Consider the following 18,853-nt stretch of genomic DNA (forward strand, 5'->3'; position numbering starts at 1 on the left):
CCCCCCCCCCCCCCCCCCCCCCCCCCCCCCCCCCCCCCCCCCCCCCCCCCCCTTTTTTAGATGTGTATAAGAGACAGGGTCGAGTGTGTTCAAGACGTGGATGCTCGCCACAAGGGCGAGCATGACGAAGCTGGAACAAGGTCGTGTTCATGGATTCCGGGTTCGGGCCTTTCAGGCCCGAACCCGGAATGACGGCGTTGCGTTTCGTCAGCTCAGCGGCGCGTATTTCACGACGCAGCCATAGGCCTTGGTGCTGGCTTCCGAGACCGGCTTGCCGGCCTTCAGCTCGGCGACGGCCTGGCGGACATAGCTCTTGGCGCCTTCGAGGCTCGATGCGGCCGAGGTCGGCTTGTCGTCGATCGCTCCCATATAGGCGAGCGTGCCCTCGGGATCGATGATGTACATGTGCGGCGTGGTCTGGGCGCCATAGGCGCGTGCCATCACGCTTTTGGGATCAAGCAGGATGCCAGCCGGGGCGGCGTTACGCTGGACCGTCAAGTCCTTGGCCTTGGCCGCGTCGACATGGCTCTGCTCGCCCGGCGGCGAGGAGATCACCGAGAGCCAGACGACGCCCTCCTTCGCCATATCCTTCTGCAGGTTCTGCATGGTCGCGCTGTTATAGTGCTTCCGGACATAGGGGCAGTCGTGATTGGTCCATTCGAGGATCACCGTCTTGCCGGCGAACTCGGAGAGGTTGCGCGTCTTGCCCTCGACATCGACCGCCTGGAAGGCGGGGGCGGGCGCGCCGACCTTGGCCGCGCCCTGCGCGAAGGCGGCTGCCGGGAAGGCGAGGCCCGCGAGGGCGAGGCCGGCGATGAAAGTCTGCCTGGTCAGGCTTTGCATGTCTGTCTCCCTTGGTTGAAGTCGAAACCTATGGCAGGGCCGCCGTCTTGGCGTTGCGACCGCCGGCGCGTTCGGCCGCCGCGATCAGCGTGTCCGCCGTTAGGAGTTGCGGCAGGATCTCGGCCTGCGCCTCCTGGCGGGCGGGGTAGAACAGATAGAGCGGCACGCCGGCGCGGCCCTGCTCGGCCAGCGCCTTGGCGATGCGGCTGTCGCGATTGGTCCAGTCGGCCTTGAGATAGACGACGCCGAGCTTGGCGAAGGCGTCCTTCACCTCCTGCCGGGAGAGCGCGACGCGCTCGTTGGCGAGGCAGGTGATGCACCAGGCCGCCGTGAAATTGACGAAGATCGGCTTGCCCTGCGCCTGCAAGGCCGCGACCCGCTCGGGCGACCAGGCTTCGATATCGCCGGCCCGCGCGTCGGTCGCCGCACCGGGAACGGCGTTCTGCAGAGTGAACCAGCCGGCGCCGAGCACGACCAGCGCCGCCAGCGCCGAGCCGAAGGCGCGGCGCGCGAACGATCCGCGCGTCACGCCGACGAGCCAGACGGCGAAGCCTGCCGCCAGCACCGCGACCAGCGCGGCGAGCACGCCCTGCGGGCCACTCTGCACCGAGGCGACCCAGATCAGCCAGATCGCGGTGGCGAACATCGGGAAGGCGAAGGCCTGCTTCAGGACCAGCATCCAGCGGCCGGGCTTCGGCAGTAGGCGCAGCAGGCCGGGCGCGAAGGAGAGCGCGACCACCGGCAAGGCGAAGCCCAGCGCCAACGCCATGAACACGGAGAGGGCGACGGCCGGCGGCTGCGTCACCGCATAGCCCATCGCCGCGCCCATGAAGGGCGCCGTGCAGGGCGTCGCGACGACGACCGCGAGCACGCCGGTCATGAAGGCGCCGAGGCGCCCGCCCCGGCTGGCGAGGCCATCGCCGAGGCCGGTGACCGAGGTGCCGATCTCGAAGGCGCCGAGCAGGTTGAGGCCGATCAGGACCATCACGACGGCGAGCGCGATGACGAGCGGCGGGGACTGGAGCTGGAAGCCCCAGCCGACGCTGCTGCCGAGGCTGCCCAGCGCGATCACCGCAACGGCCAGGGCCATGAAGGTCAAAAGCACGCCAGCGAGGAAGAGCAGGCCCTGCTCGCGCACTTCGGAACGGCTGCGATGGGCGAGCTGGGCGAAGCCGAGCGCCTTGATGAACAGCACCGGCAGGACGCAAGGCATCAGGTTGAGGATCAGGCCGCCGACGAAGGCGAAGGCCAGTGCCGCCCACAGCGTCAGGTCTGCGCCCTCGGCCGGCATCGGAATCCGCACCACCGCCGGGCGGGCTTCCGGCGCAACCGTCCCGCCGGCCGCCATCAAGGCCGGATCGGCATCGGCGAGCAGCGTGATCGCGCGTGGCGCGCCGCCTTCGGTGAAGGTGAGGACGCCCGGGACTTCCGGCGTCGCCAGCTTGAAGGCACCCGACCGGGTCAGCGTCAGCGCCGGCTTGTCACCGGCCGTGAAGGGCTGATCGGCGGCGTGCTCGATCAGCGTGTCGGAAACCGGGAAGAAGCGCAGATCGGTGACGCCCGCAGGCAGGCCGGGCAGATCGAGGACCAGCTTGCCGGCATCGTCACGCAGCTTGCCGCGGAAGGCGGCCGGCTTTGGCAGCGCCGCGATCGCGGCATCGATCCGCGCTGCGGCGGCTTCATCCACCGTGCCCACGGCGGCGATGGGAAGGTCGAGCGAGAAAGTACCTTCCTCGGGAATGCAGATCTTCTCGCAGACCAGCCAGGTCGCCTCCGCCTTCAGCTCGAAAGTCTCGCCGGGCCTGGCATCGGCCGGCACCGTGATCTCGAGCGGCAGCAGGACCGTGCCTTCGAAACCGAAATTGACGAGCGGCTCGACCCGGATCGCCTTGGGCGCCGGCCACTGGATCTCGCTGGCAGTCGCTCCGGCCGGCAGGTCCCATTTGATCTGGGTCGGCTCGCCGGAATCGCCGGGATTCAGCCAATAGGTGTGCCAGTGCGGCGCCAGCTTCTGGACGAGCGCGACTTTGAAACGCTCACCCGGCGCGACCGTATCGCGGCTCGACAGCAGGGTCGCGGTGACGCGCGGCGAGGTGACGGCGGCGGATTCCGCGGCGAGCGGGAGGCCGGGCGCAAACAGCCCGAGCGCCAGCATGGCCCCGGGCAGGATACGCGTGCCGAAGTACCGCCGCATGATGCCGTCGCAATCCCTGATCATCCCGACCCCATGCCCCAATCCGCCCTCACCTGCCAATGACAAGGCAGTGAGGCGGGGTCAGGCCCATTCTGAGCGATCCGGCGCCGGCACGCAGCGCGCCATGATGTCGCCGCTCCATTCGGGAGGCTGCGTGATTTCCGTCGTGGTCGGGCTTGTCCCAACCCTCCGCGTCTTCCTTCAGGCGATGCAGCGTTCAAGACGTGGATGCTCGCCACAAGGGCGAGCATGACGGTCGTGGATCAGATCGCGGCGCCGTCCGTGACGATATCGGCGCCGAGGCCCTGGCGGACCGCGCGCACGATCTCGGCCTCCGCCGCGGCGCCGCGCTTGCGCGGACGGCTCGCGTCGATGCGGTGCTCGGCGATGATCTGGCCGGGCGCGCCCGACAACACGACGACGCGGTCGGCGAGATAGGCAGCTTCGTCGATATCATGGGTGACGAAGAGCACGGTCTTGCCCGTGCGCTGCCAGACGCGGATCAACTCGTCCTGCAGGTTCTCGCGCGTCAGGGCATCGAGCGCCGAGAAGGGCTCGTCCATCAGCAGGATTTCCGGCTCGACGGCGAGCGCGCGAGCGAGCGAGACACGCTGGCGCTGGCCGCCGGAGAGCTGATGCGGCCAGCGCTGCGCCAGACTGCCCAATCCGACGAGATCGAGCATCTCCTGCGCCTTCTTCAGGCGCTCGCCACGCGATGTCCGGCCTTCAAGACCAAAGCCGACGTTGGAGACGACCTTGCGCCAGGGCAGGAGGCGCGAATCCTGGAAGACCAGCGCGACCGGCCGGCGCGCCTTGTCCTTCGCGTCGATCACGACCTCGCCGCCACTCGGCTTGGCGAGGCCGGCGATGACGCGCAGCAGGGTCGACTTGCCGACGCCGGAGGGGCCGACGATAGCCAAAAACTCGCCGCGCCCGACATTCAGGTCGAGCTTGCGCAGAACCTCGGTCTGTTCGCCATCGCGGGTGAAGGTCAGCGACAGGCCCCGAATCTCAATCGCACTCTTCTCGGTCACGCTTTCCAACGCAGCACCCATTTCTGGAAGGCGACGAAGCCGGTGTCGAGCAGGCCGTAGAGCGCCGCCATCGTCAGCATGTAGACCACGACGATATCGGTCGCGAGGAGGCTCGACGCCTGCATCATGCGCTGGCCGACACCGGCGACGCCGAAGATCTCGGCCGCGACCACGGCCATCCAGGCCTGGCCGAGCGCCGTCCTGATGCCGACGAGGATGCCCGGCAGGGCCGCCGGCAGCAGGATCTTGAACAGGCGCTGCCAGGGCGAGCGGAAGCCGAAGGCATCCGCGACCTCGATGAGATCGCGATCGACGCCGCGGATCGCGCCCTGCGCCGCGAAGAAGACGATCCAGAACACGCCGATGGCGATGATGAAGACCGCTGCGCCCGGCGTGACGCCGAACCAGATGATGGCGAAGGGCACCCAGGCGAGGCCAGGAATCGGGCGTAGGACCCGAACGACCCAGGCCGTCGCCTCCTCGGCGATGCGGGACATACCGATGAGCACACCGAAGGCGATGCCGAGCCCGGCGCCGACGAACAGGCCGACGAAGTAGTGCCAGAGCGAACCGAGTATGGCCGCGAGCCAGGCGCCGGAAGAGAGCTCCCGCATGAAGGCCTTCGGCAGGGCGCTCGGCCCCGGCAGGAAGGCCGGGTTCACCAGTCCGAAATAGGGCATCGCCTCCCAGAGCAGGAGGAAGGCGACAAGGCCCAGGAATGCGAGGGCCGGAGCCCGCAGCGACTGCAAATCGTTTCCTTTACGATCGGATAACGCAAAGTCATTCCGGCCGGAGCGAAGCGGAGAGCCGGAATGATGGCGTGTTTTTCACCTTCATCCCACAACCGGGGCCGTTCAGCCGCCCGCCTTGATCGCGCGCTCGTAGTACTGGGTCTCGAACAGCCCGTCGAAGGGGAGTTCTTTCTCCAGCGAGCCGAGCTTGACCTGGTAGGCCTGCATCGCACGGGCGGGCTCGATGATCTTGCGCGGGTCGATCTCGAAGCGGCTCGCCGGCGAGACCAGCGCCTTCTGGATCAGCTCGGGATCGACGATGCCCTTGCCGAGCGCGGCGCCGACATGGGGGGCGGCCTTGGTCGGGTCGGCCTTGATCAGCGCCGCCGCCTTGACGAGGCCGGAGACGAGGTTCTGCACGGCCTGCGGGTTCTTGGTGGCGAAGGCGCCGGAGACGGCGACGACCGTGCCGGGCTGGCCCGGAAAGACTTCCTCGCCACCGGCGACGAGCTTGATCTGCGGGTTGCGGGTCTGGAGGATGGTCAGCGCCGGCTCGCGGACGGAGCCGCCATCGACCGCGCCGGCGAGGATCGCCTGCTGGGTCGCATCGATGCCCATCGGCACGATCTCGACATCGGCCTTGTCGACCTTCGCGACCTCCCAGAGCCAGTATTGCAGCGTCGTGTTGGGCACCGAGCCCGCTGGCTGGGTCGCCAAGCGCGCGGCCTTGCCGTTGGCGGCGCGGAAGGCCTTGAAGGCGGCGGCGGCATTGGTGCCCGCCGTGAAGAACTTGGTCAGCGAGGGCGCGCTGACCACGACGTTCTCGCCGATCGCGGTCGAGGCGACGACGCGGATGTCGATGCCGCGCGAGCGGGCGACGGCGAGCGGCGCGACGCCGGCGACATAGACGTCGATCGTGCCCGAGGCGAGCGCCTGGATCATGTTCGGGCCGGATTCGAAGACGGTGACGGCGACATCGATGCCGCCCTGCTTCAGCCAGCCCTCGCCATTGGCGACGAAGAAGGGCGCCGTCCCGACGACCGGGATGTAGCCGACGCGCGCGGCAACGCTCTGGGCGCGGGCCGGACCGGCGAAGGGCATGGCCGCCGCAAGGCTCGACCCGGCAATGAGGAACTGGCGGCGATCCATCGTTCAAATCCCTTTCGAAAGTAGGGTCGAACGCGACCCCATTGACATCTGAGAAAAGGATTTTCTATCTGGATGCAATAGATTGGCTCGAAAAAGATGATTGATCTCTTTCTTGCGAAATCTGCGAAACAAATTTCTACAGATAGCGAGCTTGAGAGAATGGACGCCATCGACCGCAAGATTCTGACCGTGCTCCAGGCGGACGCGAACATCTCGATCGCGGAGCTCGCCGACCGCGTCGGGCTCTCGCAGACGCCGTGCTGGAAGCGTATCCAGAAGCTCGAACAGGCCGGCGTGATCCTGAAGCGCGTCGCGCTGGTGGCGCCCGAGAAGATCGGGCTCGGCCTCACCGTCTTCGTCCAGATCGAGACGGCGGACCATTCCGGCCCCTGGCTGGAGAAATTCGCCCAGATGGTGGCCGCCATGCCGGAGGTGATGGAGTTCTACCGGATGGCGGGGGATGTCGACTACATGCTGCGCGTCGTCGTCGCCGACATGGCCGCCTATGACGGCTTCTACAAGAAGCTGATCGAGACGATCCCGCTCAAGAACGTCACCTCGCGCTTCGCGATGGAGCGGATCAAGGCGACGACGGCCTACAAGGTGCCGGACCTGCCCCGCACCTGAAACGATATCCTTGAATCTCGCGGCTCCTCAGGATGAGGGCTACGATTGAATTCCCGCTACGCTTCCCAGCGCGGCACGGCAGATGCTACGTAACGGGCCGTTCGCCATCCGCGTGCCCGAGGAGCCGCCTTGTCCGCTTCCCGCTCCGTTCTCCTGATCATCGGCGGCGGCATTGCCGCCTACAAGATGCTGGAGGTCATCCGCCGATTGAAGGATCGCGGCATCGCCTCGCGCTGCATCGTGACCAAGGCGGGCGAGCAGTTCGTCACGCCGCTCACCGTCTCGTCGCTGGCGGGCGAGCGCTGTTTCACCGATATGTTCTCGCTGACCGACGAGGCCGATATCGGCCATATCCAGCTCTCGCGCTCGACCGACCTCGTCGTGGTCGCCCCCGCGACCGCAGACCTGATCGCCAAGATGGCGAACGGGCATGCCGACGACCTCGCCTCGACGGCGCTGCTCGCCACCGACAAGCGCGTGCTGATCGCCCCCGCGATGAACCCGCGCATGTGGCAGCACCCGGCGACGCGGCGGAACATGGCGCAGCTCGAAAAGGACGGCGTCCTCGTCGTCGGCCCCAATGTCGGGGCGATGGCGGAGCGCGGCGAGAGCGGGCCGGGCCGCATGGCCGAGCCGCCGGAAATCCTCGCCGCGATCGAGGCGGCGCTGGCCGGTGAAAAACCCAATGCCCAGCGCGCCATCGGCTTCCTCGGCCGGCTGCCGGGCGGCGAACAGGCGACCGGCTCGCTGGCCGGGCAGCATGTGCTGATCACCTCGGGGCCGACGCATGAGCCGATCGACCCCGTGCGCTACATCGCCAACCGCTCCTCCGGGAAGCAGGGCCATGCCATCGCGGCCGCGGCCGCCGCTGCCGGGGCGCGGGTCACCTTGGTCAGCGGGCCGGTGAACCTGCCCGATCCGACCGGCGTCGAGACCATCCATGTCGAATCGGCGCGCGAGATGCTCGCCGCCGTCGAGACCGCGCTGCCGGCCGATATCGCGATCTTCGCCGCCGCCGTCGCCGATTGGCGCGTGGCCGACGCGGCCTCCGACAAGCTGAAGAAGGACGGCAAGGCCTTGCCGCCGCTCGCCCTGGTCGAGAATCCCGACATCCTCGCGACCGTCGCGCATCGCAAGAGCGGGCGGCCGCCGCTGGTCGTCGGCTTCGCGGCGGAAACGCAGAACGTGATCGACTATGCCCGCGCCAAGCTTGCGAAGAAGGGCTGCGACCTGATCGTCGCCAATGATGTCGGTGGCACCGGCGTGATGGGCGGCGACGCCAATACCGTGCATCTGGTCACGGCATCGGGCCTCGAGACCTGGCCGACCCTGCCCAAGGGCGAGGTCGCGGCGCGGCTCGTCGCCCATATCGCAGGGCTGGCGTCCGCCCGGCAGGCGGATTGACGATGGTCGCACTCCTGCTGCAACGCCTCCCGCATGGCGCCGACCTGCCCTTGCCGGCCTATGAGACGGAAGGGGCGGCCGGGCTCGACCTACGTGCCGCGATCGGCGAGAACGTGACGCTAGCGCCCGGTGAGCGCGCGCTCATCCCGACCGGGTTGGCGATGGAGCTCCCGGAGGGGTTCGAAGGGCAGGTCCGGCCACGCTCGGGGCTTGCCGTCAAGCATGGCGTGACCGTGCTGAACGCGCCCGGTACGGTCGACAGCGACTATCGCGGCGAGGTCAAGGTGCCCCTCATCAATCTCGGGCAGGAACCCTTCGCCATCGCTCGCGGCGACCGGATCGCGCAGATGGTGATCGCGCCGGTGACGCGAGTGATTCCGACCGAGGTCATGGGCCTGAGTGCCACGGCGCGCGGCGCGAGCGGTTTCGGCTCGACCGGCGTTCGTTATGGCAGCGGCGAGGAGCGGTCATGATCCTGCTCTCGCGCCGCAGCCTGCTCGCCATCGCCGCCGTAGTCGATATCGCGCTGCATGCAAGGCCGCAGCCGGTCGCGGCCAAACTGCTCGCCGCGCGCCATGCCCTGCCGCCCCGCCATCTCGAAACCCTGCTGCAGACGCTGGTGCGCGTCGGCATCCTCAAGGGCGTGCGCGGCCCGCGCGGCGGCTACGAGCTCGCCCGCGAGCGGCGCAAGATCACCGCCGGCGACATCGCGCGCGCCGCGATGCAGGAGGCCATCGAGGAGGGGCTGGGGCCGGAGCCGCAGTCGCGCCTGGTCGACGAGGTCGTCGGGCCGGAGGTCGCGCAGGCCTCAGCCGCGTTCCTGGCCGCTCTCGACACCGTCACGGTCGAGGAACTGTGCCGCCGGGCGCAGGCGAAATCCGTCTTCGGCGATCCCGATGCGAAGGCTGATTTCACGATCTGATGATGTGATTCATTTCTTTCAATCGACAGTTTCTGTGAATTGATCTAGCGTCGCGACCAAACGTTCTCTCGTCCAGAGGAGTCATGTCATGGCCGAAACACAGAAGACGACGAAGGCGCCCGGACGCGGACGCATCTACAATTCGATCACCGATACGATCGGCGATACGCCGCTGGTCAAGCTCAACCGCCTGCCGGCCGAGCGCGGGGTCAAGGCGACGATCCTCGCCAAGCTCGAGTTCTTCAACCCGATCTCGAGCGTGAAGGACCGCATCGGCGTCAACATGATCGATGCGCTGGAGGCTTCCGGCGCGCTGAAGCCGGGCGGCACGCTGATCGAGCCGACCTCGGGCAATACCGGCATCGCGCTCGCCTTCGTTGCCGCGGCGCGCGGCTATCGCCTGATCCTGGTGATGCCCGAGACGATGTCGCTGGAGCGGCGCAAGATGCTCGCCCTGCTCGGCGCCGAGCTCGTGCTGACGCCCGGCCCGGGCGGCATGCGCGGCGCGGTCGCCAAGGCCGAGGAGCTCAAGAACGAGATCCCGGGTTCCATCATCCCGCAGCAGTTCGAGAACCCGCATAATCCCGAGATCCACCGCAAGACCACCGCAGAGGAGATCTGGAACGACACTGAAGGCGCGGTCGATATCGTGATTTCCGGCGTCGGCACCGGCGGCACCATCACCGGCGTCGGCCAGGTGCTGAAGGCGCGCAAGCCGGGCGTGAAGATGGTCGCGGTCGAGCCGGAGGATTCCCCAGTCCTGTCGGGTGGACAGGCCGGTCCGCACAAGATCCAGGGCATCGGCGCCGGCTTCGTGCCGGGCATCCTCGATCGCGGGATCATCGACGAGGTCGTCACCGTTGGCAACCAGACGGCTTTCGAGACGGCCCGCGCGCTCGCCAAAAGCGAGGGCATCCCGGCCGGCATCTCGTCGGGCGCGGCGGTCGCGGCCGCGCTCGAAGTCGGCGCCCGGCCGGAGAATGCCGGCAAGACCATCGTGGTGATCATCCCCTCCTTCGCCGAGCGCTACATCTCCAGCGCCCTGTTCGAGGGTCTGTGACCGCAACGGCGATCCAGATCGTCCGGCTGGCCGAGAGCCTGCCGGACGATTTCGAAGCCTTGCGCCACGAGGCGAGCGCCGAAAGCTACCGCTTCGTCGAGGGTTTGCGCGAGGAATGGCTCGCCGGCCATTATGGCGGCGAGGACGAGCGCTTCGTCACCTTCGCCGCCTTCCATGAGGGCGAGTTGGCCGGGGTCGGCGCGCTGACGCCCGATCCCTACGATCCGGCGCCCGACCTGTTGCGGGTCCGGCATGTCTATGTCAGGCCGCTGCATCGCGGAGCCGGTATCGGGCGCGTGCTGGCCACAGCGCTCATCCAGCAGGGGCTGGATTTGGCGCCGCGCTTGTCGTTGCGCGCCGCCGATCCGCGCGCGAGCGCCTTCTGGGAAGCGAACGGCTTCGCGCCCGATACCGGCGGAACGCGCCGCTCGCATCTGCTGACGCGCTAAGTAGCAGTCCGTCATTCTCGGGCGAAGCGCAGCGCGGACCCGAGAATCTCAGGATGAAAAGGCACTGGTTTCCGAGATGCCCGGGTCAGGCCCGAGCATGACGGCTGTATTATCAGCGCACCAAAACCAGCCGGTTGTTCCAGGGATCGGTGACCGTCGGCACGCCGTCGGCCTCGCTGCCGCCAGCGGCCAAGATGCGCTGGCGCATCGCCGCGAAATCGGCTTCGTCGCGCGCGACCAGTTCGAAGCGATCGAGCCCTGCTTCGCCCGGCTGGCGCGGACCGGCGCCGCGGCTGCCCCAGATATTGCCGGCGATGTGATGGTGATAGCCGCCGCTCGAGAGGAAGCTCGCGCCGGGATAATGCACCATCAGGTCGAAGCCGAGCAGGTCGCGATAGAAGGCTTCCGCCGCCGCGGTATCGCCGACGCGCAGATGGATATGGCCCATGCCCGTGCCCTCGGGCATGCCGGCATAGGTCGCCTCATCGGCTTCGCCGAGCAGCTTGTCGAGGTCGAGCCGTTCGGTCGCCATTGCGATGCCGCCATCGGGCTTGCGCGGCCATTCCTCACGCTTCCGGTCGCGATAGATCTCGATGCCGTTGCCTTCGGGATCGGAGAGATAGAGCGCCTCGCTGACGAGATGGTCGGAAGCGCCCTCAAGCGGAATGCGCGTGACCGCGGCATGCCTCAGCCAGTTGGCGAGATCGCGCCTGGACGGCAGCAGGATGGCAAGATGAAACAGGCCGGCGGCGGAGGTCGGCCGGGCCGCACCCGCCACCAGCCGGACGAGCACCCGCCCGCCGATGCCGAGCTCGGCGCTCGTCGCGTCCTGCCGGATCAGGCGAAGCCCGATCGCGTCGCGGTAATAGGCGGTCAGTGCCGGAAGATCATGCGCACGCAGCGTCACCGCGCCGATGAAGACCGGCGCCTTGTGGGCTTCGAGGGTGGCGGCGGGGGCCGTCCGTTCGATGGTTGCGACCATGGGACATCCTTTCGCGGCGGCCATGCCGGCCGCATCCCTAAAATGGCGCTTCCACCTGGTCTTGTCGCCTCCCCGACCGGCAAGGCTGCGATTGCACGGCTGCAATCACGTCGTCAGCCGGGGCGCGGCCGGTCGATGGCGAAATGGCGGAACCAGCGCTTCTCCCGCCCGCTCGCCAGCGCGCCGATCAGGCGCGAGGCCATGAAGCTGAAGGTAATGCCGTTGCCGCCATAGCCGTAAGCCGCGAGCAGGCGCGGCTGCCCCGGCACGCGCCCGATCAAGGGCAGGCCATCTTCGGTCTGGCCGAAGGCGCCGGACCAAGCATGGCTCAGATCGAGATAAGCCTGCGGGATCAGGGCGTGCAGGCGCGCCTGCAACGCCTTCGTTTTTTCTGGACCGACGGCCTCGCGCTTTTCGGGATCGTCGAATTCCTCGTCCTCGCCGCCGAAGACGATGCGGCCATCCGTCGTGGTGCGGCAGTAGCAATAATCCTCCGACGCCTCCCAGACGAGGGCCGGGCCGGGCCATAATGCCTGCGGCTGTTGCGGCACCGTCGCGATCGCCCAGCTCGACGCGACACGGTGCAGGTCGTCCTGGACACAATCCGGCATCACATAGCCGGTCGCGAGCACGATTTGGCTGGCCTCAACGATCCGCCCGCTCGCGAGAGTGACTGCGGCTGCGGTGCCGGCGCCTTCGAAGGCCACGGCCTCGTCGCGGATCAACCTGGCCCCCCGCCGCGCGGAGATGGCGAGAAGCCCATGGCAGAGGCTGAGCGGATCGGCCTCGGCCGAGCCCGGCGAGACGATGGCAGCGGCGCGGTCGAAGCCGAAGGCCTCGCGCAGGGCGGCATGCTCGACGAAGCTGCCGGGCAGCCCGGCCCGCTCGCGCAGCGTGGCCTCCTCCAGCAGCTCACGCGGGCCGCTCTCGCCTGCCGCGAGATAGACGGTCTGGCGAGGCGAGAAACCGCAGGGAATGGCGAGCTCGCCGATCAAGCTGCGCAAGCCCTGAACGGCCTCGAAACTCAGCCGGTAGACCTCGGCAGCGGCCGAAAAGCCGTAGAGGGCCGCGAGTTCGGACAGCTTGAGGTCGATTTCCCATTGCAGCATCGCGGTCGATGCCGCCGTGCTGCCGAAGCCTTCGCCCTCGCGGTCGATCAGCACGACATCGCGGCCCATCGCCGTCAGGTGCTCGGCGACCATCGCGCCGGTGATGCCGGCGCCGACGATGGCGACGTCGCAACGCGTATCGGCCTCGAGCTCGCGACTCGGGGGGCGCGCCAAGCCGTCGAGCCAGGGGCCCTTGCCCGTGCGCAGGTCGTCGTGGCGTGTCGTCTGGGGGTCGAGCATCAATCCGCCCTTGCCGGGCCGACCCGGTCTGCCATGGTCGCCCCACGCTGGCCGAGCGGCTTCGGCCGCCCGATCGTGGTGTCATGCGCCGTCTGGTGCTCCAGCTCGGCATTGAGCTCGGCCCCCGCCAGGACGATCGTCGCCGACAGCCAGAGCCAGGTCATGAACACGACGACGGTCGCGAGCGAGCCATAGGCTGCCGTGTAGTTGCCGAGCGTCGAGACATACCAGGAGAACAGGTAGGAGGCCGCGCCCCAGAACAGCGCGGCGGCGATAGCGCCAGGCATGACCCAGACGAAGCGCACGCGCTCGCGGCTGGGGCCGATCCAGTAGAGCACCGCGATCGAGAGCGTCGCCATCACGAAGAAGGACGGCCAGCGGACAAGGCGGATCAGGCGCTCGAGCTCGAAATGGAAGGGGAACAGCGCGGTCACCAGCGGCAGGCTGGCGATCGCGATCAACGCGGCCGTGAGCAGCACGACGCCGCTGACGGTGGTGAAGAGCGAGATGGCGTTGAGCTTGAGGAAGCTGCGCTTTTCCATCTCGCGATAGATGATGTTGAGCGCATCGAAGAGCGCCTTCACCGCCGCATTGGCCGACCAGGTGGCGACGCCCAGGCTGATCCAGAAGGTCAGCGACAGGTTGAAGCCGGATTGCCGCGAAAGCCGCATCGCCTGCTCGTGGATGAGCTCGCGCGCGGCTTGCGGGAACATGGTCGTGACCGTGTCGAGCTGCTCTGCGATGGTCGCGGGGTCGGTGAAGTAGCGGTAGATCGTGACCAGCAGGGACAAAGCCGGCACGAGCGAGAGCAGCGTGAAGAAGGCGACCGCGCCGGCCAGCGAGGTCAGGCGGTTATCGGCGACATTGCCGATGAAGCGCAGCAGCACGTCCTTCCAGCCGAGCCAGGTCATCTGCAGCGGGGATCTGGCGAGGCGGCCGCGCACGGCTTCTTCACGGCGCCGCCCGAGCTTGTCGGTCACCACTCCCGACAGATAGCCGAGCGCGACCCCGATCCCGGCGGCGCCCGTGATCCGTTTGAGGAAAGCCATGTCGGGATTCGCGCTCCACCTGCCGTTCCATCGCAGCTTGCGAGCAACGGGCCGCGTTCGCAATCGTTCCGATGAGGAGGCGGCGACAGGACCGCTTAGCCGATTGTTAACCTTAATGCTTCGTTATGACGGGGCGCGGCCGCGAGCGGCAGGCGCTTGTCTGCCCTTCCGGATAAGCCCGATGACGAAGCTCTTCAGAACCGGCCTGACAGGCCTCGCGATCCTGCTGTCGGGCGCGGCCGGTGCGGCCGATCTGCGCAAGGTCGCCTTGCCGCCGGCTCCCGAGCTGCCGGCGCTCTATTCCTGGACCGGCTTCTATGCCGGCGTTCAGGGCGGCTATGCCTGGAGCAGCAACAAGGTGCGGATCGGAACGACCGGCGGAGCCTTCGCTCCCGTCAGCTTCCGCGCCGGCGAGGATACGGCCTTTGGGGGCGCCCATGGCGGCTTCAACTATCAGCTCGGCGGCATCGTGATCGGCGTCGAGGGCGACGTCGAAGCGCTCGACAGCCGCAGCCGCTTCGACGGGCTCGGCCTGTCCGGCCGCGTCAGCCAGGATTGGCAGGGCTCGGCCCGCGCCCGCCTCGGTCTCGCCTTCGACCGCTGGATGATCTTCGGCACCGGCGGCGCCTCCTTCACAGAATACGAGCGGCGGGTCTTCGCGCCCGGCGGCGGCCTCAGTGAGCGGCTGACCAGCGCGCGGACCGGCTGGAATGTCGGCGCCGGCGTCAATTTCGCCTTCACCGACCACCTGATCCTCGGCGCCGAATACCGCTACACCGATTTCGGGCGGAACCGCTTCGCCAGCTCAGGCGCCTTCCCGGGCCTGACCGGCTCGCAGGAACTGTCGAGCCACAGCGCCCGCGCCAGCGTCGCCTACAAGTTCTGAAGACGCTTCAGCCTAGCCGTCATGCTCGGGCTTGACCCGAGCATCTGGTGACGCGTTGGCTCCCGCGCCCCATTCTGCCTGAGATTCTCGGGTCTGCGCTTCGCTCCGCCCGAGAATGACGCGCGACGTCTCAAAATCCCGTGCGCTGGCGGATGGCGGCGGCCAGCGTCCCATCGTCGAGATAGTCGAGCTCGCCTCCCACAGGCACGCCATGGGCGAGCTTGGTCACCTTCAGCGGCAGATGCGCCAGCAGGTCGGTGATGAAATGCGCCGTGGTCTGGCCGTCGACCGTCGCGTTGAGCGCCAGGATGACCTCCTTCACCGCCGGATCGGAGGCGCGCGCCACCAGAGCGTCGAGCGAGAGATGCTCCGGCCTGATGCCGTCGAGCGCCGAGAGCACGCCGCCGAGCACATGATAGCGGCCGGAGACCGCGCCCGAGCGCTCCAGCGCCCAGAGATCGGAGATGTCGGCGACGACGACGATGAGCGAATCGTCGCGGCGCGGATCGGTGCAGAGCCCGCAGGGGTCGCTGGTATCGACATTGCCGCAGCGGGCGCAGACGACGATGCGCTCGCGCGCCACCGCCATCGCCTCGGAAAGCGGGCCGAGCAATTGCTCGCGCTTCTTGACGAGATGCAGCGCCGCGCGCCTTGCCGAGCGCGGCCCGAGCCCCGGCAACTTGGCCAGGAGCTGGATCAGCCTTTCGATCTCGGGGCCGGCAATCGCGCGGGACATGATCTTCTCGAAAAGAACGAAACCGTCATTCCGCGCGACCGGAGGGAGACCCGGAATCCATCAAAGGGCGTTGCGCTCTACAATGGATTCCGGGTCTGCGCTTCGCTCCGCCCGGAATGACAGCGGAGAAACCGGAACATCTCAAAACAGCTTCATGCCCGGCGGGATCGGCAGGCCCTTGGTGATCTCGGCCATGCGCTCCTGCATGACGCGCTCGCCGCGGGTGCGGGCGTCGTTGGCGGCTGCGACGATCAGGTCCTCGAGGATCTCGCGCTCGTCCGGCACCATCAGGCTCGGATCGATCTTCACGCCCTTGAGCGCGCCCTTGGCCGTCATCGTCACCGTGACCATGCCGCCGCCGGCGCCGCCCTCGACCTCGATATTGTCGAGTTCGGCCTGCATGTCGGCCATCTTCTGCTGCATCTGCTGCGCCTGCTTCATCAGGCCCATCATGTCACGCACGGGACATCCTCCTCGCAATCGTCAGAAATCGATGCCGTCGAAATCCGGTTCGGAATCGTCGAACAGGGGTTCGGCATCGGGCAGGTACTCGTCTTCGGTCGGCACGGAGGCCGCCGCCTCGGCAGCGGCGATGGCGCGAGGATCGCGGACATCAACGATGCGCGCGCCGGGAAAGCGCTCCAGTACCGCCTTGACGGCGGGGTGAGCCGCCGCGTCGCTCTCGCGCTGGTCCTTCGCGGCCGCCGCTTGCTCGCGCATGGTGGCGCCGCCCTCCGCGTTGACGACGGCGACCATCCAGGTCTGGCCGGTCCATTCCTTGAGGCGGCGCGACAAATCCTGCGCGAGGGTTCGCGAAGCGCCCTCGGCCAACGAGAATTCGATGCGGCCGGGCTCGAAGCGCACGGGCCGGATATCACGCTCCAGCGCGATCTTGAGAGTGATGTCGCGATGCTGGGAGGCGAGCGCGACGACATCCTCCAGCGTCGCGACGATCGCCATCGGCGCAGCCGCCGCGCGCGCGACCGGAGCGGGCGCGGGGTTGGCGCTGGCGAGGATCGGGCGGGCGGCGAGCGCGGTATTTCCGCCGCCGGAAGGCGGGCGGGGCATGCCCATGCCATTGCCGCCGCCATTCCCGCTTCCTTGGCCGTTTCCGGCCGGAACCGAGCCCATGCCGTCGCGCAGCAGTTTGAGCGCCTCGTCCGGCGTCGGCAGATCGGCGGCGTGGGCGAGGCGGACGAGGACCATCTCGGCGGCCATGACCGGCCGGTCGGCCTGCTTCACCTCGCCGAGCCCCTTGAGCAGCATCTGCCAGGTACGGGCGAGGATGCGGACCGAGAGGCGCTGGGCGAAATCGCCGCCGCGCACGCGCTCGGCCTGGGCGAGGCTGTTATCCTTCACCGCCTCGGGCACGAGCTTGAGGCGCGTCACGAGGTGGGTGAACTCGGCAAGGTCGTTCAGCACCACGACCGGATCGGCGCCGGCATCGTATTGCGCCCGCAATTCGCCGAGCGCCGAAGCGATGTCGCCCTTCATCACGGCTTCGAAGAGATCGATGACGCGGGCCCGGTCGGCAAGGCCGAGCATCGAGCGGATATCGTCGAGCGTGATCCGGCCGGCCGCATGCGCGATGGCCTGGTCGAGGATCGAGAGGGAGTCGCGGACCGAGCCCTCCGCGGCACGGGCGATCGCCGCGAGCGCCTCCTGCTCGGCATCGACGCTCTCGGCCCGGCAGATCGTGGCGAGATGGTCGACCAGCACGTCGGATTCGACGCGGCGCAGGTCGAAGCGCTGGCAACGCGACAGCACCGTGATCGGCACCTTGCGGATTTCCGTCGTCGCGAAGATGAACTTCGCATGCGGCGGCGGCTCCTCCAGCGTCTTCAGGAAGGCGTTGAAGGCGCCGGTCGAGAGCATGTGCACCTCGTCGACGATATAGACCTTGTAACGGGCCGAGACGGGCGCATAGCGCACGGCGTCGTTGATCTGGCGGATATTGTCGACGCTGTTGTTGGAGGCGGCGTCGATCTCCATCACGTCGATATGGCGGCCCTCGATGATCTCGCGGCAATGGATGCCGAATTCCCGCAGGTCCGTGGTCGGCGCGCCCTGGCCGTCCGGCGTCTGGAAGTTGAGCGCGCGCGCCAGGATGCGGGCGGTCGTGGTCTTGCCGACGCCGCGCACGCCGGTCAGCATCCAGGCCTGCGGGATGCGGCCGGCCGCGAAGGCGTTGGTCAGGGTGCGCACCATCGCTTCCTGGCCGATCAGGTCGCCGAAATGCGCCGGACGGTACTTGCGCGCGAGCACGCGATAGGGCGCCGGCGCCCCGGTGGCGGCGGGCGGCGGCGCAGGCGCCGGATCGAAACCGGCAAATCCCGGTTCGTCAGCAGAGGCGGCGTCGATTGGGTCGGTCATGCGGACTGGTTTCGCCAATCGGAAGGCGAGGGTCAATGGCGCCGCGCCGGCTCCGTGTTCGGTCCGGCGCTTTATCGGGCGCATGAGGTGGGAGGCTGGACGAAGACCCGTTCGGTCTCGTTAGGGCTGCTTCCTTCCGGACCTGACCCGGTTGGCGAGTGAGACGTCCCTCGCCAACCTCCCGCCCGCTATATCGGGGATGTCTCGGAGAATCGCAAGCCGGCATCGCAGCGGCGCGAAGCTTCGTCGCAGCCGGCGCCAAATCTGCCAGTTTGGCGTTGACTTGGTGTCGTCCATCCGTCATAAGCCCGCGACTTGCGCAGCCGAGAGGCGGCGCAGACCCTTATCGCATGACAGGCTCGGTTGGCCATGCTTTCCCTGGGAAAGCCGCGGCCGTCGTGCTCATAAAGGCCCCGGAGACGGACCGTGAAGAGAACCTATCAACCCAGCAAGCTGGTTCGCAAGCGCCGCCACGGCTATCGCGCCCGCATGGCGACCAAGGGTGGCCGCAAGGTCATCGCCGCCCGCCGCGCCCACGGCCGCAAACGCCTGTCGGCCTGACGAGCCCTGGCGCGTCACGACAGCGCGCCGGTTTCGGAAGACAGGCCAATCGCCATGCGCCTCGCCCGTCTGACGCAACGCAAAGAATTCCTGGCGGCGGCCGATCACGGCCGCCGTTTTCGTTCGTCCGCCTTCATGGCGCAGGTGCGCGACGCCGCACCCGACGAGCCCCGCAAGGGCGGCGAACCCGTGGCCTTGAGGCTCGGCCTCACCGCCTCGCGCAAGACCGGCAATGCCGTGAAGCGCAATCGCATCCGCCGGCGCCTGCGCGAAGCGGCCGAACAGGCGCTCGTCAATCAGACCGGGCGCCCCTGCGACATCGTGATCGTCGCACGCTCCGACGTGCTGACCGCGCAATTTAAGACGCTCGTCGCCGATCTTTCGATTGCCATCGACCGGGCAAAGCCTCACAAGCCGCATGCCGATAAGCGCCGCCCGCATTCCAAGCGCGGCGCGCCGTCGCAAGCCTGACCCGCCGCGCCTTTACCGGACCAAGCGAGATCC

20 protein-coding genes and 1 other RNA gene are annotated in these 18,853 nt (G+C 68.1%); 9 read left to right on the forward strand and 12 right to left on the reverse strand.

Annotated elements, in window-relative coordinates:
- Nucleotides 1–207 precede the first annotated feature (207 nt).
- The 5 genes from JHD80_RS12925 to JHD80_RS12945 form a co-directional block, all read right to left on the reverse strand.
- On the reverse strand, nucleotides 208–843 hold the full coding sequence (locus JHD80_RS12925) for a thioredoxin family protein (protein ID WP_199087785.1): 636 nt from the start codon (nucleotides 841–843) through the stop codon (nucleotides 208–210).
- A gap of 28 nt (nucleotides 844–871) precedes the next feature.
- Nucleotides 872–3,037 carry a protein-disulfide reductase DsbD family protein gene (locus tag JHD80_RS12930; protein ID WP_199087787.1) on the reverse strand — a complete coding sequence of 722 codons (2,166 nt, stop codon included), beginning with the start codon at nucleotides 3,035–3,037 and terminating at the stop codon, nucleotides 872–874.
- 263 nt (nucleotides 3,038–3,300) lie between these two features.
- The gene (locus JHD80_RS12935) at nucleotides 3,301–4,092 is read right to left on the reverse strand and encodes an ABC transporter ATP-binding protein (RefSeq protein WP_199087789.1); all 792 of its coding nucleotides are present in this window, start codon (nucleotides 4,090–4,092) and stop codon (nucleotides 3,301–3,303) included.
- Nucleotides 4,068–4,820 (reverse strand): ABC transporter permease, encoded by a 753-nt coding sequence (locus tag JHD80_RS12940; RefSeq protein WP_199087790.1) that lies wholly within the window; start codon nucleotides 4,818–4,820, stop codon nucleotides 4,068–4,070. Before JHD80_RS12940 ends, JHD80_RS12935 begins: the two co-directional genes overlap by 25 nt.
- A gap of 105 nt (nucleotides 4,821–4,925) precedes the next feature.
- Nucleotides 4,926–5,951, reverse strand: a complete 1,026-nt coding sequence (locus JHD80_RS12945; RefSeq protein WP_199087800.1) for an ABC transporter substrate-binding protein — start codon at nucleotides 5,949–5,951, stop codon at nucleotides 4,926–4,928.
- A 159-nt stretch (nucleotides 5,952–6,110) separates the two neighbouring features.
- Between JHD80_RS12945 and JHD80_RS12950 the strand changes: the two genes are divergently transcribed.
- The 6 genes from JHD80_RS12950 to JHD80_RS12975 all read left to right on the forward strand — a co-directional run bounded on the left by JHD80_RS12950 (nucleotide 6,111) and on the right by JHD80_RS12975 (nucleotide 10,413).
- Complete coding sequence (locus JHD80_RS12950; RefSeq protein ID WP_248311537.1) at nucleotides 6,111–6,578, forward strand: Lrp/AsnC family transcriptional regulator; 468 nt, start codon at nucleotides 6,111–6,113, stop codon at nucleotides 6,576–6,578.
- Between the two features lie 129 nt (nucleotides 6,579–6,707).
- Entirely contained in the window at nucleotides 6,708–7,982 is a 1,275-nt protein-coding gene (locus JHD80_RS12955) for a phosphopantothenoylcysteine decarboxylase domain-containing protein (RefSeq protein WP_199087804.1), read from the forward strand.
- A 2-nt stretch (nucleotides 7,983–7,984) separates the two neighbouring features.
- Entirely contained in the window at nucleotides 7,985–8,455 is a 471-nt protein-coding gene (gene dut, locus JHD80_RS12960) for a dUTP diphosphatase (protein WP_199087806.1), read from the forward strand.
- Nucleotides 8,452–8,904, forward strand: a complete 453-nt coding sequence (locus JHD80_RS12965; RefSeq protein WP_199087808.1) for an RrF2 family transcriptional regulator — start codon at nucleotides 8,452–8,454, stop codon at nucleotides 8,902–8,904. The genes dut and JHD80_RS12965 overlap by 4 nt, the downstream gene beginning before the upstream one ends.
- A gap of 88 nt (nucleotides 8,905–8,992) precedes the next feature.
- Entirely contained in the window at nucleotides 8,993–9,964 is a 972-nt protein-coding gene (gene cysK / locus JHD80_RS12970) for a cysteine synthase A (RefSeq protein ID WP_199087810.1), read from the forward strand.
- A complete protein-coding gene (locus JHD80_RS12975; RefSeq protein ID WP_199087812.1) occupies nucleotides 9,961–10,413 on the forward strand; it encodes a GNAT family N-acetyltransferase in 453 nt (150 codons plus the stop codon). The genes cysK and JHD80_RS12975 overlap by 4 nt, the downstream gene beginning before the upstream one ends.
- A gap of 112 nt (nucleotides 10,414–10,525) precedes the next feature.
- On the opposite strand, the gene JHD80_RS12980 is transcribed toward JHD80_RS12975, so the two are convergent.
- The 3 genes from JHD80_RS12980 to JHD80_RS12990 all read right to left on the reverse strand — a co-directional run bounded on the left by JHD80_RS12980 (nucleotide 10,526) and on the right by JHD80_RS12990 (nucleotide 13,793).
- Entirely contained in the window at nucleotides 10,526–11,395 is an 870-nt protein-coding gene (locus JHD80_RS12980) for a VOC family protein (protein WP_199087814.1), read from the reverse strand.
- A gap of 113 nt (nucleotides 11,396–11,508) precedes the next feature.
- Nucleotides 11,509–12,744 (reverse strand): NAD(P)/FAD-dependent oxidoreductase, encoded by a 1,236-nt coding sequence (locus JHD80_RS12985; RefSeq protein WP_199087816.1) that lies wholly within the window; start codon nucleotides 12,742–12,744, stop codon nucleotides 11,509–11,511.
- Nucleotides 12,744–13,793: a YihY/virulence factor BrkB family protein gene (locus JHD80_RS12990; protein ID WP_199087818.1), complete on the reverse strand. Its 1,050-nt coding sequence runs from the start codon at nucleotides 13,791–13,793 to the stop codon at nucleotides 12,744–12,746. The genes JHD80_RS12985 and JHD80_RS12990 overlap by 1 nt, the downstream gene beginning before the upstream one ends.
- Before the next feature lie 181 nt (nucleotides 13,794–13,974).
- On the opposite strand from JHD80_RS12990, the gene JHD80_RS12995 reads away from it, so the two are divergent.
- Complete coding sequence (locus tag JHD80_RS12995; RefSeq protein WP_199087820.1) at nucleotides 13,975–14,679, forward strand: outer membrane protein; 705 nt, start codon at nucleotides 13,975–13,977, stop codon at nucleotides 14,677–14,679.
- 130 nt (nucleotides 14,680–14,809) lie between these two features.
- Here JHD80_RS12995 and recR read toward each other — a convergent pair whose 3' ends face one another.
- The 4 genes from recR to ffs form a co-directional block, all read right to left on the reverse strand.
- Nucleotides 14,810–15,415, reverse strand: a complete 606-nt coding sequence (gene recR / locus JHD80_RS13000) for a recombination mediator RecR (protein ID WP_199087822.1) — start codon at nucleotides 15,413–15,415, stop codon at nucleotides 14,810–14,812.
- A gap of 141 nt (nucleotides 15,416–15,556) precedes the next feature.
- A complete protein-coding gene (locus JHD80_RS13005) occupies nucleotides 15,557–15,877 on the reverse strand; it encodes a YbaB/EbfC family nucleoid-associated protein (RefSeq protein WP_047572605.1) in 321 nt (106 codons plus the stop codon).
- Between the two features lie 21 nt (nucleotides 15,878–15,898).
- On the reverse strand, nucleotides 15,899–17,788 hold the full coding sequence (locus tag JHD80_RS13010) for a DNA polymerase III subunit gamma/tau (RefSeq protein WP_199087825.1): 1,890 nt from the start codon (nucleotides 17,786–17,788) through the stop codon (nucleotides 15,899–15,901).
- Nucleotides 17,789–17,874: 86 nt separating this feature from the next.
- An RNA gene (ffs, locus tag JHD80_RS13015) (signal recognition particle sRNA small type) lies at nucleotides 17,875–17,971 on the reverse strand.
- Between the two features lie 243 nt (nucleotides 17,972–18,214).
- On the opposite strand from ffs, the gene rpmH reads away from it, so the two are divergent.
- Together rpmH and rnpA are read left to right on the forward strand one after the other, a co-directional pair.
- The gene (gene rpmH, locus JHD80_RS13020; RefSeq protein WP_038364779.1) at nucleotides 18,215–18,349 is read left to right on the forward strand and encodes a 50S ribosomal protein L34; all 135 of its coding nucleotides are present in this window, start codon (nucleotides 18,215–18,217) and stop codon (nucleotides 18,347–18,349) included.
- A 54-nt stretch (nucleotides 18,350–18,403) separates the two neighbouring features.
- On the forward strand, nucleotides 18,404–18,820 hold the full coding sequence (gene rnpA / locus JHD80_RS13025; protein ID WP_199087827.1) for a ribonuclease P protein component: 417 nt from the start codon (nucleotides 18,404–18,406) through the stop codon (nucleotides 18,818–18,820).
- Nucleotides 18,821–18,853: the final 33 nt, after the last annotated feature.

The organism is Allobosea sp. ASV33, from assembly GCF_016428755.1.
Taxonomy (GTDB): domain Bacteria; phylum Pseudomonadota; class Alphaproteobacteria; order Rhizobiales; family Beijerinckiaceae; genus Allobosea.

What these genes read in the sequence shown, in the direction of transcription:
- JHD80_RS12925 (WP_199087785.1), bottom strand. Translation starts at nt 843, where the DNA reads ATGCAAAGCCTGACCAGGCAGACTTTCATCGCCGGCCTCGCCCTCGCG.
- JHD80_RS12930 (WP_199087787.1), bottom strand. Translation starts at nt 3,037, where the DNA reads ATGCGGCGGTACTTCGGCACGCGTATCCTGCCCGGGGCCATGCTGGCG.
- JHD80_RS12935 (WP_199087789.1), bottom strand. Translation starts at nt 4,092, where the DNA reads ATGGGTGCTGCGTTGGAAAGCGTGACCGAGAAGAGTGCGATTGAGATT.
- JHD80_RS12945 (WP_199087800.1), bottom strand. Translation starts at nt 5,951, where the DNA reads ATGGATCGCCGCCAGTTCCTCATTGCCGGGTCGAGCCTTGCGGCGGCC.
- JHD80_RS12950 (WP_248311537.1), top strand. Translation starts at nt 6,111, where the DNA reads ATGGACGCCATCGACCGCAAGATTCTGACCGTGCTCCAGGCGGACGCG.
- dut (WP_199087806.1), top strand. Translation starts at nt 7,985, where the DNA reads ATGGTCGCACTCCTGCTGCAACGCCTCCCGCATGGCGCCGACCTGCCC.
- JHD80_RS12965 (WP_199087808.1), top strand. Translation starts at nt 8,452, where the DNA reads ATGATCCTGCTCTCGCGCCGCAGCCTGCTCGCCATCGCCGCCGTAGTC.
- cysK (WP_199087810.1), top strand. Translation starts at nt 8,993, where the DNA reads ATGGCCGAAACACAGAAGACGACGAAGGCGCCCGGACGCGGACGCATC.
- JHD80_RS12980 (WP_199087814.1), bottom strand. Translation starts at nt 11,395, where the DNA reads ATGGTCGCAACCATCGAACGGACGGCCCCCGCCGCCACCCTCGAAGCC.
- JHD80_RS12985 (WP_199087816.1), bottom strand. Translation starts at nt 12,744, where the DNA reads ATGCTCGACCCCCAGACGACACGCCACGACGACCTGCGCACGGGCAAG.
- JHD80_RS12990 (WP_199087818.1), bottom strand. Translation starts at nt 13,793, where the DNA reads ATGGCTTTCCTCAAACGGATCACGGGCGCCGCCGGGATCGGGGTCGCG.
- JHD80_RS12995 (WP_199087820.1), top strand. Translation starts at nt 13,975, where the DNA reads ATGACGAAGCTCTTCAGAACCGGCCTGACAGGCCTCGCGATCCTGCTG.
- recR (WP_199087822.1), bottom strand. Translation starts at nt 15,415, where the DNA reads ATGTCCCGCGCGATTGCCGGCCCCGAGATCGAAAGGCTGATCCAGCTC.
- JHD80_RS13010 (WP_199087825.1), bottom strand. Translation starts at nt 17,788, where the DNA reads ATGACCGACCCAATCGACGCCGCCTCTGCTGACGAACCGGGATTTGCC.
- rnpA (WP_199087827.1), top strand. Translation starts at nt 18,404, where the DNA reads ATGCGCCTCGCCCGTCTGACGCAACGCAAAGAATTCCTGGCGGCGGCC.